Origin of the sequence: Dactylosporangium sp. NPDC000244 (genome assembly GCF_040300725.1) — a bacterium.
GTDB lineage: Bacteria > Actinomycetota > Actinomycetes > Mycobacteriales > Micromonosporaceae > Dactylosporangium.
Genome location: NZ_JBEPEH010000006.1, coordinates 119,182 through 131,650 on the forward strand (window position 1 = coordinate 119,182; position 12,469 = coordinate 131,650).

General features: G+C 72.7%; 12 protein-coding genes. 10 read left to right on the forward strand and 2 right to left on the reverse strand.

The genetic code is table 11. From position 1 onward, the window contains the following. Nucleotides 1-16: 16 nt before the first annotated feature. The 10 genes from ABT369_RS10385 (at nucleotide 17) to ABT369_RS10430 (ending at nucleotide 9,997) form a co-directional block, all read left to right on the forward strand. Nucleotides 17-1,669: a carbamoyltransferase family protein gene (locus ABT369_RS10385; protein WP_350611440.1), complete on the forward strand. Its 1,653-nt coding sequence runs from the start codon at nucleotides 17-19 to the stop codon at nucleotides 1,667-1,669. After that, a complete protein-coding gene (locus tag ABT369_RS10390; RefSeq protein WP_350611441.1) occupies nucleotides 1,666-2,397 on the forward strand; it encodes a sugar phosphate nucleotidyltransferase in 732 nt (243 codons plus the stop codon). The genes ABT369_RS10385 and ABT369_RS10390 overlap by 4 nt, the downstream gene beginning before the upstream one ends. Further along, the gene (locus ABT369_RS10395) at nucleotides 2,379-2,900 is read left to right on the forward strand and encodes a chorismate--pyruvate lyase family protein (RefSeq protein ID WP_350611442.1); all 522 of its coding nucleotides are present in this window, start codon (nucleotides 2,379-2,381) and stop codon (nucleotides 2,898-2,900) included. The genes ABT369_RS10390 and ABT369_RS10395 overlap by 19 nt, the downstream gene beginning before the upstream one ends. Continuing rightward, on the forward strand, nucleotides 2,897-3,940 hold the full coding sequence (locus ABT369_RS10400) for an isopenicillin N synthase family dioxygenase (RefSeq protein ID WP_350611443.1): 1,044 nt from the start codon (nucleotides 2,897-2,899) through the stop codon (nucleotides 3,938-3,940). Before ABT369_RS10395 ends, ABT369_RS10400 begins: the two co-directional genes overlap by 4 nt. 31 nt (nucleotides 3,941-3,971) lie before the next feature. Next, nucleotides 3,972-4,913 (forward strand): TIGR03621 family F420-dependent LLM class oxidoreductase, encoded by a 942-nt coding sequence (locus tag ABT369_RS10405; RefSeq protein WP_350611444.1) that lies wholly within the window; start codon nucleotides 3,972-3,974, stop codon nucleotides 4,911-4,913. An 8-nt stretch (nucleotides 4,914-4,921) separates the two neighbouring features. Continuing rightward, nucleotides 4,922-5,533, forward strand: a complete 612-nt coding sequence (locus ABT369_RS10410; protein ID WP_350611445.1) for an HAD family hydrolase — start codon at nucleotides 4,922-4,924, stop codon at nucleotides 5,531-5,533. 17 nt (nucleotides 5,534-5,550) lie between these two features. Next, complete coding sequence (locus ABT369_RS10415; RefSeq protein ID WP_350611446.1) at nucleotides 5,551-6,918, forward strand: condensation domain-containing protein; 1,368 nt, start codon at nucleotides 5,551-5,553, stop codon at nucleotides 6,916-6,918. 20 nt (nucleotides 6,919-6,938) lie between these two features. Further along, on the forward strand, nucleotides 6,939-8,159 hold the full coding sequence (locus ABT369_RS10420; RefSeq protein WP_350611447.1) for a cytochrome P450: 1,221 nt from the start codon (nucleotides 6,939-6,941) through the stop codon (nucleotides 8,157-8,159). Between the two features lie 130 nt (nucleotides 8,160-8,289). Then, nucleotides 8,290-8,547, forward strand: a complete 258-nt coding sequence (locus ABT369_RS10425; protein WP_350611448.1) for a hypothetical protein — start codon at nucleotides 8,290-8,292, stop codon at nucleotides 8,545-8,547. A gap of 241 nt (nucleotides 8,548-8,788) precedes the next feature. Further along, the gene (locus tag ABT369_RS10430; protein WP_350611449.1) at nucleotides 8,789-9,997 is read left to right on the forward strand and encodes an oxygenase MpaB family protein; all 1,209 of its coding nucleotides are present in this window, start codon (nucleotides 8,789-8,791) and stop codon (nucleotides 9,995-9,997) included. 13 nt (nucleotides 9,998-10,010) lie between these two features. Here ABT369_RS10430 and ABT369_RS10435 read toward each other — a convergent pair whose 3' ends face one another. Together ABT369_RS10435 and ABT369_RS10440 are read right to left on the reverse strand one after the other, a co-directional pair. Continuing rightward, nucleotides 10,011-11,174: a TetR/AcrR family transcriptional regulator gene (locus tag ABT369_RS10435; RefSeq protein ID WP_350611450.1), complete on the reverse strand. Its 1,164-nt coding sequence runs from the start codon at nucleotides 11,172-11,174 to the stop codon at nucleotides 10,011-10,013. An 88-nt stretch (nucleotides 11,175-11,262) separates the two neighbouring features. After that, nucleotides 11,263-12,453, reverse strand: a complete 1,191-nt coding sequence (locus ABT369_RS10440; RefSeq protein WP_350611451.1) for a TetR/AcrR family transcriptional regulator — start codon at nucleotides 12,451-12,453, stop codon at nucleotides 11,263-11,265. Nucleotides 12,454-12,469: the final 16 nt, after the last annotated feature.

The following is a 12,469-nucleotide window of genomic DNA, read 5'->3' on the forward strand; positions in this document are numbered from 1 at the left end:
CGAAAGGACTGGCGACATGCGGGTGCTCGGCCTTGGTGGGTCGCATCACGACTTCTGCGCGTGCCTGGTGGAGGACGGCGAGGTGATCGCGGCGGTGGAGGAGGAGCGGCTGACGCGGGTGAAGCAGGCGTTCGGCCTGGGCCCGCGGCTGGCCCGCTGCCTGGCCGCCGACGCGGTGCTGCAGGAGGCCGGCCTCGGGATCGACGACGTCGACCTGGTCGTGGCCAACGACTTCCTCAACCGGGTGTACTCGCTGCGCTTCGACAACCGCGTGCACTGGATCGGCCACCACCTGTCCCACGCCGCGAGCACCTTCTACACGGCGCCGTTCGACAGCGCGGCCGTGCTGGTGCTCGACGGTCGCGGCAGCGCGGTCGAGGGCCCGGACGGGCTGCGCGGCGAGACCATCACCCACTACGCCGCGGACTCGGACGGGCTGCGGACCATCCGTCAGCAGCTCGGCCGGGTGACCCTGACCGACGTGCGCATGGAGGACCCCAACGAGGACTCCGTCGGCTGGATGTACGAGGCGGTCTCCAAGGCGATCGGGTTCGTCTCCCGGCGCACCGGCATGGGGGAGCCGGGCAAGACGATGGGTCTGGCCCCGTACGGCGGCCGGCGGTACGTCGACGCGCTCGCGGAGACGTTCCACCTCGCCGACGGCGAGTTCCGCCAGTCGTTCGCGCAGCAGGACGCGCTGCGCGAGCTTATCGCGGGGGAGCTGGCGAAGGCGCCCGACGAACGCTCGCGGGAGGCCGTCCGGGCGGACTTCGCGTTCGCAGCCCAGGCGAACACGGAACGCATCGTGCTCGAGCTGGCGCGGTGGCTGCACGAGGCGACCGGTGAGCGGCGGCTGTGCCTGGCCGGAGGGGTGGCGCTCAACAGCGTGACCAACTACCGGCTGCTGACGGAGACGCCGTTCGAGCAGGTGCACATCGTGCCGGCGGCGGGCGACAACGGCACCGGGCTGGGTGCGGCCCTGTACGGCTACCACGAGATCGGCGGCCACCCGCGCAAGGACACCCGCACGCCGTTCTCGCCGTACCTCGGCCCGCGGCACGGCACCGCCGACATCGACGCGGCGATCGAGCAGTACCGGCGCCAGCTGCGCGTGGAGCACCCCGACGACCTGTTCGACCACGTCGCGGCCCAGCTCGCGGACGGGGCGATCGTCGGCTGGTTCCAGGGGCGCTCCGAGATCGGGCCGCGGGCGCTGGGCAACCGCAGCATCCTCGCCGACCCGCGACCCGCCGGGATGAAGGACCACATCAACGCGAAGGTCAAGCACCGCGAGGCGTTCCGTCCGTTCGCCCCGGTCGTGCTGGAGAGCCGCCAGGCCGAGTTCTTCACCTCCGACGCGCCGAACTACTACATGCTGCTGGTGCCGGACGTGCGCCCGGAGCACCGGGCCACGATCGCCGCGGTCACCCACGTGGACGGCTCCGCGCGCATGCAGACCGCCAGTCCCCGGCTCAACCGGCCGCTGTGCGACCTGCTGACCGCGTTCGACCGGATCACCGGGGTGCCGGTGCTGCTCAACACGTCGTTCAACGACAACGACGAACCGATCGTGGAGACGCCCCAGGACGCCATCCGATGCTTCCTCAACACGGAGATGGACCTGCTCGTCCTCGGCGACACGGTGCTGCGCAGGAGCGGTGCGGCATGACGGCCGTCCAGCGCCCGCCGGTGGTGCTGCTGTGCGGCGGCCTCGGCCTGCGCCAGCGCACCGACACCGACGACCTGCCCAAGGCCCTGCGCCCGCTGCCGGACGGGCGGCCGCTGCTGCTGCACATCATGGAGTACTACCGCGGCTTCGGCTGCACGGAGTTCGTCCTGTGTGTCGGGTACCGCGCCGAGGCGATCCGCGAGGTCGTACGGCGCGCCCACCCGGTCTCCGGCGGGCTGCGGATCACGTTCGTGGACAGCGGGGCGGAGGCAGGCAAGTGCGTGCGCCTGCTGGACGCCCGGCCGCACGTGGGCCGGCGCCGGTTCCTGCTCGGCTACAGCGACGTGCTGTCCAGCCTCGACCTCGACGACCTGATCAGCACCCACCAGGCCGGACGCGGCCTGGTCACGCTGGTCGCCACCCGGGTCCGTTCCCGGTACGGCGTCGTGCGCTTCGGCGAGCGGACGCTGGTGACGGCCTTCGACGAGAAGCCGGTCGACGACACGCTCATCTCGGCCGGGTACTTCGTCTGCGAGCCCGAGCTGTTCGCCGAGCTGGCACCGGGCGTGTCCTTCGAGCGCGACGTGCTGCCACGCCTCGCCGCGCGGCGCACGCTGCACGGGTTCCGGCATGACGGCATGTGGGTCGGCCTCGACACGTACAAGGACTTCCTGGAGGTCGAGTCGCTCGTGCAACGAGAGGGGGCGGCGTGGCTGACCCGGGTTTGATGCGCCTGTTCGTCGCCCAGCACGAGCGGCCGCCCGGTGCCGCGGCGCTGGACTTCGCCGCGCTGTCGCCCTACCACCGGTGCCTGCTCATCACCGACGGGACCGTGACCAGCCTCCTCGAGGCGTACGCGCTGGAGGCGGTGCGCACCCGCTGCCTCGACCGCGCCGCCGGCCGGCTCACGCCGGTGCAGCAGCGGTGGCTGCGCGTCGATGCCGGGGCCGCGACCCTGGCCCGCCGGGTCGTGATCGAGGGGGTGCGGTCCAACGCGGCCTACCTGTCGGCCTCGTCGGTCCTGATCCCCGACCGGCTGCCCCCGGACTTCGTGGAGGCGCTGGCGCACGAGCACGCCAGCATCGGCAGCGCCCTGATCGGCGCCGCCGTCGAGCACCGGCGAGAGCTGCTGTGGTTCGACCGGCCGGCGGGGACGGTGGCCAGCCGCACGTACCGCGTCTTCATCCAGGGCCGGCCCGCCCTGCTGATCACCGAGGAGTTCCTGCGATGAGCCCCGTGACCGATCCCTCGGTGACCCTCGTGGACGGGTTCGTGCCGGTCATCGACCTGGCGACGGCGCAGGGCCCGTCGTCGCGCCGGCTGGCCGCGGCCCGCACGCTCGGCCAGGTCTGCGCGACCAGCGGATTCTTCGCCGTCGTCAACCACGGCGTGCCGGCCGCCACCACGGCGGCCCTGCAACGGGCGACGCGCGCGTTCTTCGGCCTGCCCACCGAGCAGAAGGAGGCGCTGCTGGTGGACCCCATCGACCCGCTGATGCGCGGCTACGGCCGGGAGACGGAGCCCGCCATCCAGCGCGAGCAGGGACCCGGCGGCAGCCAGCTGGAGACGTTCGTCATCAACCGGCTCGGCGAGCCGCTGCCGGCACCGCTACGGCCGGCGAACGGGGACGAGGCGCTGTGCACGGCGAACCGGTGGCCGGCACTGCCCGGCTTCCGTGAGGCCTTCCTGGCGTACTTCGCCGAATCCGAGCGCCTCGCCGCGCAGATCATGGGGCTGTTCGCGCTGGCGCTGGACCTGCCCGAGGACTGGTTCGAGGACAAGTTCGCCGCGCACGCGACGAGCATGGCCGCGAACCGGTATCCGGGTCAGCCGGGACGCCCGGCCAAGGACCAGCTGCGCAAGGGCGAGCACACCGACTGGGGGACGCTGACGATCCTGCTCAAGGACGAGACCGACGCCGGCCTGCAGGTGCTCGACCGGGACCGGCGGTGGGTGAACGTGCCGTCTGTGCCGGGGTCCCTCGTCGTCAACATCGGCGACCTCATGGCCCAGTGGACGAACGGCCGGTGGGCGAGCACCGTGCACCGGGTCGTGCACACCGGCGACGACACGGGCCACGACGACCGGTACTCGGTGGCCTTCTTCCACCAGCCGAGCTACGACGCCCTCATCGAGTGCATTCCCAGCTGCGTGACCGAACAGCACCCGGCCCGCCACGCGCCGGCGACGTTCGGCGACTACCTGACCGCGAAGATGCGCCGGGCGTACCTGCACCGGCGCATCGCGGAGAACCTGCGGGCGCCGCGGTGATCCGCGCCGGTGGCCCCTTGAAAGGAGCTCCATGAGTATCGATCGTCGATTCCGGTTCGCCGTGCTGGCGAACGAGGTGCCGAGCGCGCAGAGCTGGCGGGAGCAGGCCCGGACCGCCGAGGACCTCGGCTACAGCGGCCTGCTCGTGCCGGACCACCTCGGCCGGGAATGGGGACCGCTGGTGTCCCTCGCGACCGCCGCCGAGGCGACCGGGCGGATCGCGCTCGGCACCCTCATGCTCGCTACCGATCTCCGGCATCCGCTGGTGCTGTTCAAGGAGCTGGCGACGCTGGCGCAGTTCGCCGGCGAGCGCCTGGAGATCGGCCTCGGCGCGGGATGGCTGGCCCAGGACTACGAACGGGCCGGGATCCCGATGGCACCGGCGGGCGAGCGCATCGACCGGCTCGCCGAGGCGACCACGATCCTCAAGGCACTGTGGCGGGGCGGCTCCCTGGACCATCGGGGAACGCACTACACGCTCACCGGGGCCGTGGGCGAGCCCGCACCGCCGGCCGCCCCGGCCGTGAAGTGGGTGCTGGGCGGCGGTGGCCGCAGGATGCTCTCGGTCGCCGCCGAGCACGCCGACATCATCAACGTCAGCGCGCAGCTCTCCGCCGCGCAACGGGGACCGTCGTTCTTCGCCTCGGCGCGGCTGGCCGACTTCGACCGCCGGTACGACTGGATCCGGTCCCTGACGCAGAGCCGGTTCGACGACATCGAGATCCAGTGCCTCGCGCAGGTCTGTGCCGTCACCGCGGACCGCGACCGCTACGGGCAGCGGGTCCTCGCGCGCGCGTTCGGCATGGACGCGGCGGACGCCCTCGACTCGCCGCTGGCGCTCGTCGGCTCCGTCGACGAGATCTGCGACCGGCTCGAGCGCCTGCGGGAGCGGCTCGCGATGAGCTACTGGGTGCTCCCGGCGGCGCAGCTCAAGCCCTTCGCCGACGTGGTCGAGCGACTGACCGGAAAGTGAGCCGGCCGGTGACTGCCCCAATCGAGCCGCCGCCGAGCGGCATCATCTTCGATCTGGACGGCACGCTGGTCGACTCGCTCGACCTGCACCGGCGGGCCCTGGGCGCCGCCGCGGCCGCGGCCGGGCGGGCCGAGCCGAGCGCGGCCCGCGTCTTCATGGCGCAGCGCGCGACGGACATCGGTACCGTGGCCGCATTGGTCGGCGACGCGGACCTGGGCACCGCGTGGCGCGCCTACCACGACGCCTTCCTCGAGCTGATGCCCGGCAGCGGGCTGCGGCCGACGGTCCGCACCCCGGACGTCCTGCGGCGGCTGGGCGAGGCCGGCATCGCGGTGGGCATCTGCACCGGACGGACCCGCGAGCTGGCCGCGGCGCTGCTGCGCTACTGCGGTCTGGACCTCGACCTGACCGTCGCCCGCGAGGACGTCACCGCGCCCAAGCCCGCGCCCGACGGGCTTCGGCTGGCCGTCGACCGGCTCGGGCTCGACCCGGAATCCACGCTGTTCGTCGGCGACAGCGCGGCCGACCGGTCCGCGGGCGAGGCGTGCGGGATCCGCACGGTGCTGGTCCCGGTGGCGGCCGTGCCCGGACTCGTCTGGCCGCAACTCGTCTGGCCGTAGCCATGGGAAGGACTCGAATGGCGGTACATTTCCGCGCCGAAGGCGCCGGGCCGGGTCCCCTCACCTGGGGCCAGCTCGCCATCTGGGAGGTCCTGCGCTGGCTGCCGGCCGACGACTCCTCGCTCAACATCACCGGCTCGTGCACCGTTCCCGCCGGCGTGGCGCTGCCGCAGGTCCTGGCCGCCGTCGGTGCGCTCGTGGAGCGGCATGACTCGCTGCGCAGCCGCTACTTCGACACGCCGGACGGGCCACGGCAACAGGTGCGGGACCGCGGCGAGCTGGCGGTGCCGGCGCATGACGTGGGGGAGGGCTCCCTCGACGACGCCGTGGCCCACCACCTGCGCATCATGCGGGCCGGGCACTTCGACGACGCGGTCGACCTGCCGCTGCGGGTGGCGGTGCTGACCGATGCGGGCCGCCCGGTCAGGGTGCTGATGGTGGTCAGTCACATGGCGGTCGACGGCTGGAGCTACCAGATCCTGCTTCGGGACCTGGCGGCGCTGCTCGCCGGCGAGACGCTCGGGCCGGTGGGGCAGCAGCCGTTGCAACGCGCCGCCTTCGAGGCGTCCGAGCCGGGCCGGCGCCGGGAGGCCAGGACGCTCGCCTACTGGGCCGAGCGGCTGGCCGGCACCGGCGACCGCATGATGCGCAACGCCAGTGCCGATCCGGTGCCGAAGCTGGCGTGGGCGGAGATCCTGTCACCGGCGCTGGCCGCGGCGACCCTGTCGTTGTCGGCCCGCTACGCCGTCAGACCGTCGGCCATCGCGATGGCCGCCACGGCGGTCGTGCTGACCGAATGGACCGGCCAGCCCGACGTGTCGATCCGCACGATCGTCGCCACCCGCTTCCAGCCGGAGAGCCGCGACATGGTGGCCGCGTTCAACCAGAACGCCCTGTTCCACCTGCCCGTCCGCGAGGAGGGGCGCGACGCGCTGTTCCGCCGGGCCGGGGACGCGGCCATGCGCGCCTACCGCAACAGCGAGTGCGACCCCCGGAAGCTCGGCGCGGTCATCGACGCCATCGCGGCCGAGCGCGACATCGCCGGCCGCGGGTACTGCTTCTTCAACGACGTGCGGTTCGCCCGCGAGGGCCGGGTCGTCGTCGACATCGACGCCGCGGACGAGGCGGCCCGGCGGGTGCCCACGCTGCGGCACCTGACGCGGGTGTCGGAGGTCCAGCGGCCGAGAACGCCGAAGGATGCCAATTTCTTTCTGTACCTCAACGAGATCGGCGACCGCGCGGACCTCACGCTCTGCGTCCGCGAGGGCTTCCTCGGCGCCGCAACGCCCGCCGACTTCCTCAGAAGCCTGGAGCGCACCGTGCTGGACGCCGCGCTCGACCCGCAGTACACGGTGCGGCAACCGACCTGGACCCACGACCGCTGATCAACCGGAGGTGTACGCACATGCAACTGGCCCAGCACGAGACGGCAGGCTGCCCGATCGTCTTCCCCGCGGAGCGCGACAACCCGTTCACGCCACCGGCGGCCTACCGCGACGGCGCACCGGACGGCCGGCCGCGGAAGGTCACGCTCGCCTACGGCGGCGAGGCCTGGCTCATCACACGCTACCGGGACATCAGGGCGCTGCTCTCCGACGACTCGCTGCTCAGCGCGGACGGTACCCGGGAGGGTTTCCCCGCGGTCCCGCTGTCCTACCGCGACCCGCGGCCCGGGGTGTTCGTCAACATGGACTCGCCCGAGCACACCCGGCTCCGGCGGTTCCTCGCCCACGAGTTCAGCGCCGCCGCCGTCGAGGCCCGCCGACCCGCCGTGCAGGAACAGGTCGACCGCCTGCTCGGCGCGTTCATCGAGCGCGGGCCGGGCGGCGACCTGGTCGAGGGCTTCGCCGACGTGCTGCCCCGCCACGTGTCGGCGAACCTGTTCGGCGTGCGCGGCGACGACAGCGACTTCGTCGAGCAGTGCAGCCGTGCGCGGGCGACGCACGACGGCTCGGCGGCGCGGCGGCACGCGTCGGGCCAGAAGATGCGCCGGGTCCTCGGCGACCTCGTCGCCAGCAAGATCGACGAGCCGACCGACGACCTGCTCGGCCGGCTCGTCGCGGGCGCGGTCGCATCCGGCGACCTCGAGGTCGAGGAGCTCGTGGGGATGGCCACCCTGTTGCTGGCCGCCAGCCTCGAGGCGACGTCGTGCCTGATCAGCCTGACGACGTTCTCGCTGCTGCGCGACCCGGAGCAGGGCGCGCTCGTCCGCAGCGACCCGGCCCGCTGGATCCGCCCGGCCGTCGACGAGACGTTGCGCTACTGGACCATCATCCAGCACGGCCCGATCCGCGCGGCCAAGGTCGACATCCCCATCGACGGCGAGGTGATCCGCGCCGGCGAGTCGGTCGTGCTGCACCTGCACTCGGCCAACTGGGACAGCGCCGTCTACCCCGACCCGGAGGTCTTCGACATCCGCCGCGTCGGCGCGCCCCATCTCTCCTTCGGCCACGGCGTGCACCGGTGCCTCGGCGCCGGCCTGGGACAGCTGGAGGCCTACACGGCCGTGGAGGCGATCTTCACTCGGCTGCCGGACCTGCGGCTGTCCGTGCCCGTCGAGGAGGTCACCTTCCGGGAGACCCAGGACCTGCTCTACGGCTTGCGGAGCCTGCCGGTCACCTGGTGAGCTTCGCGTCGGTCATCGGCCGCGGCCGCCTTCGTCAGGCCGGCCGCGGCTCGTCACCGGCTCAGCCGGGCCGGCTTTCGCCCGGAGGAAGCAGCAGCCGCCGCTGGCCGATGCCACGCTGCCCCGGCTGATGACGGACCAGCTCGCCCCTCCGGCTGACCTGCCGATGACGACCGGCGAGCTTTTCGAGGAGCTGTTCTTCGCGGACCACAACCGCGTCATGGTCGCGGCTCGGCACCCCGACCCCCGGGTGCGTCACTTCGCGGCGCCCGACGCGTGGCGAGATGACCTGCGGTTCATGCTGTGCGACCCGGAACCGGCGATTGCCGCGGATGCCGCGGCCAACCCGTCGCTCGACTGGAGATCGGTCACCGCCGCCCTGCGATAGACCGCGATCGCACCATCCGCGCATGCCCACCCGGCGCCGTCGCGAGGCGCGACAGCGGCGTGCCGCGATCATGTCCCTTCCGGCGTGGTGTTCCGCCGTCGAACGTGCCGCTTGCCTCCGCAGTCACGCTCCTCTATGTTAATAGAAAATCACATGGCCGGACGGTTCGTAATCTGCTCGTATCGCCTCCACACCCCAGTGTTCATGGCGATGTCCGGCCGACCGGGAAGTAGGCGAGCGAATGCAAAATCTCAGCAGAAGACGAGCGCTGACCCTCGGTGCCGCGCTGGGGCTGGTGGGTGCGCTGCCACCCGCCACGGCGTGGGCGTGGTCGTCCGCCAACTCGATCGCCGGGACCGACACGGTCACCGACCCGTGGGACGTGTGGGACGACGCCACCGACCCGCTGGTCGCCTCGCTGCTCGACAACGGCCAGATCCCGGCCGTCAACACCGCGTTCCAGTCGTGGGTCAACAACGGCGACCCGCTCCCCGCCGGGCTGCCCGCCACGCTCGGCACCTATCTGCAGCAGGTCAACCGGCTGCCCTCGTGGGCCGACACGACCAAGCTGGCCGCCGCCGCCAAGTTCAACAAGCGCATGAGCCTTTACCTGTTCCTGCTGTACGGCCTGGGCAGCGGGATCATGAGCACCGTGATCCCGCGGGAGGCCCGCAACGTCTACTACTCGGCCGGCGGCGCCGACATGAAGTCCCGCGCGGCCAAGACGTTCACCTACGGCTACGACCTGAGCGCACCGGACGCCTTCCTGCCGACGGGGCACTTCATCACCACGTCCAACAAGACAAGACTGACCCACGCGGCGGTACGTCACCTGCTGCCCAAATCGCCGGCGTGGCGGGCGGTCACCGACAACCCGATCCCCATCAGCAACGGGGACATCCTGATCACGTTCCACAGCCTCGGCACCTTCGTCCACCGCAAGCTGAAGTCCTGGGGCATCCGGATGTCGGCCGCGGAAGAGGCCGCCTATCTGCACCAGTGGCAGGTCGGGCTGCACCTGCTGGGCGTGCGGGACGACTTCATCCCGGCGACCTGGGCGGCCGCGGACGCGCAGTCGAACTACGTGCTGACGCCGCTGCTCGCCCCGACGCCCGAGGGCATCCAGCTGGCCAACATCCTGCTCGGGCTGGTCTCGCAGGTCGACGGGGGGCTCACGCTGGGGATTCAGCGGGAGTTCGTGCGGTACGTGCTCAGCGACAAGATCGGCGACTGGCTGAGGCTGCCGCGCGACCTGGTGGCCCGGGGGCTGATCGAGGTCGGCTGGCCGGCGTACGTCGCGTTCCAGGAGGGGCTCTCGCCGATCGTGCCCGCCGGGTTCGACGTGATCGACAAGCTCGTGCGCGCCATCGCCATGCTGTTCCTCAACAACGGCACCTCGGCGAGCTACACCCCCATCACCATCCCGACCGGGAACCGGCCCGGCGCCTGAGCCGGCCGCGTGCTCACAGGGTCAGCGCGGCGGTGACCAGGCCGGTCACCATGTCCCGGTGGCCGGGCGCGTCCTGCCAGCGCAGGGCGCGCCCGGCCTCCACCACCACGCCGAACCCCGCGTGCACCAGCAGCCGGGCCTGGCGCGGGTCCAGCTCCGGGCGGACCGCTCGCAGCTGCTGCTCCCAGACGGCGATGTGCTCACGCTGGGCCAGGATCAGCGGCCGCTGCACGTCGGCCGGCAACCCCGCGACCTCGGCCTCGGCGACGCTGGTGAGCGCGTTGTGCTCGAAGCAGTAGGCCACGTACGCCGCGGCCAGCGCGACCACGGCCTGCCGCGGATCGGTCGCCTGGTGCAGGCTGCGGTCGACCGCCTGGGCGAGCAGCCCCGCCGCCTGCAGACACGCGGCGACCAGGATGTCGACCTTGCCGGGGTAGTGGCGGTAGAGCGCGGACGGTGTGAGCCCGACCGCCTGCGCGATCTGGGCGTTCGTCACGTTGGCGAAGCCCTCCCGCGCGAACAGCGGGATCGCCGCGGCCAGGATCTCCGCCCGCCGCGTGCGCGGCACGGGCTGGCCGGGCAGCTCGACCAGGTGGGCACTGCGCGCGGCGGCCGCCGGATCGGTGCCGACCACGCGCAGGGCGGAGTCCAGCAGCAGCTCCTCGATCCGCCGCTGGGCGATCGAGGTGTGGTGCATCGTGATGGAGCCGATGGCGCCGAGGGCGGCCACGGCCCGCAGACGTTCGTCCGGCAGCGGGTGCTCGCGCCGCACGAGCTCGGTCACTCGCCCCACGACGTGCGCGAACTTCCCGCGCAGCACCCGGCGGTCGGCGCGCTCGAGATAGCGGGCCTCCCACCGGTAGAGCCCGCCCGAGGTGCGGTGTGCGACCGTGACGCGGATCAGGGCGGCGAGCACGTCCGGCAGCGCCGCGTCGGGCGGCCACTCGTCGAGCACCTCGACCAGCTCGTCCACCATGCCGTTGGCGCACTCGGCGAACAGCGCGTACTTGTTCGGGAAGTGCCGGTACAACGCCGGCGCGCTGATGCCCACCCCGGCGGCGATCTCCTCCATCGACGCGGCGTGATAGCCGCGCGCGCTGAACACCTGGCCGGCCGCCTCGACGATGATCTGCCTGCGGTTGTGCGGCCGGGTGGCCGCCGCCGACCCGGCGGTCACCGGATCACTCGAGCGGGCGGGGGCGCGCACAGGGCCATACGTGCTAGTCAAGCACAGCCCCGCCGCCATGGTGATCAATGGCCGGTGCTCAGGCGTGCAGGACCGCGAGGGCGAGGCGGGACGTCTGGGCGTCGAAGCCGGAGGTGCGCTCGAATCGGCCGAGTCGGCCGATGTCGGTGACGACGTTGAGCGCGGCGTGCACGAGCACCCGGGCGTCGGCGACCGGCAGCTCCGGGCGCACGGTGCCGAGCAGGCGCACCCACTCCTCGACGTGCTGGCGCTGGGCGCCGCGCAGCTGATGGCGGTCCTCGTCGGGCAGGTTGTTGTTCTCCGCGAGGTAGACCGCGACGAGGTCGCGCTGGCCGAACGCGAAGGCGACGTAGGCCCGCACGACGCGGTGCAGGGCGTCGGCCGGGTCGGCGGCCTCGGCGAGGGCCGCGGTCGTCGCGGCGGTGAGGCGGTCGGTCGCGCGGTAGTAGGCGGCCGCGAGCAGGTCGGCCTTGCTGGGGAAGTAGCGGTACACGCTGGAGGCCTGCATGCCGGCGGCGCGCCCGATGTCCTCGACGCCGACGGCGTGGTACCCGTGCCGGCGGAACAGCCGGATCGCCTCGAGGAGCAGCAGCTCGCGGCGGGAGGAGGGGCGGACCGGCGGCGCGGGCGGGTCGGCGGGCGGCGCGGGCGGCCGCCGCGGCGGGTCGGCCCGCAGGAGCGTCCAGGCGACGCGGGTGAGCAGTTCCTCGGTGTCGGCGGCCGTGGCGCGGTGGGTGGTCACGCTGCCGAGGGCGCTCAGCGCGGCGTCGACCAGCAGCTGCGCCGGTGCCTCGGCCAGTCGCGGCCGAATCGTGCGCAGCGGGGTGGTGAGGCGGCCGACGAGCGTGTCGAGTCCGGCCTGGAACTCCTGCCGGTGCTCCGGGGTGAGGTAGCGGCCCTCCCACTGGTAGAGCCCGGCGACGCGGCGCTTGGCCACGGTGACCGCGGCCAGCGCGCGGAGCAGTTCGTCCAGGACGCCCTCGGCGGCGGTCGCCTGCGGCTCGGCGGTCGCCTGGAGCAGGGCGCCGACGACGTCGCGGGTGGCGTGCACGAGGATCGCGTACTTGTTCGCGAAGTGGCGGTACACGGCCGGGCCGCTGATGCCGACGACCGCGGCGATCTCGTCGACCGAGACCCGGTGGTAGCCGCGCTCGCAGAACAGCTCGGCGCCGGCCAGCGCGATGCGGTCTTTGCGGTCCTTCGGGCGCTTCGTCGCCGTCGGGCCGACCCCGCTCGCTGCTGGCTGCACCCGTACAGGTTAGCGC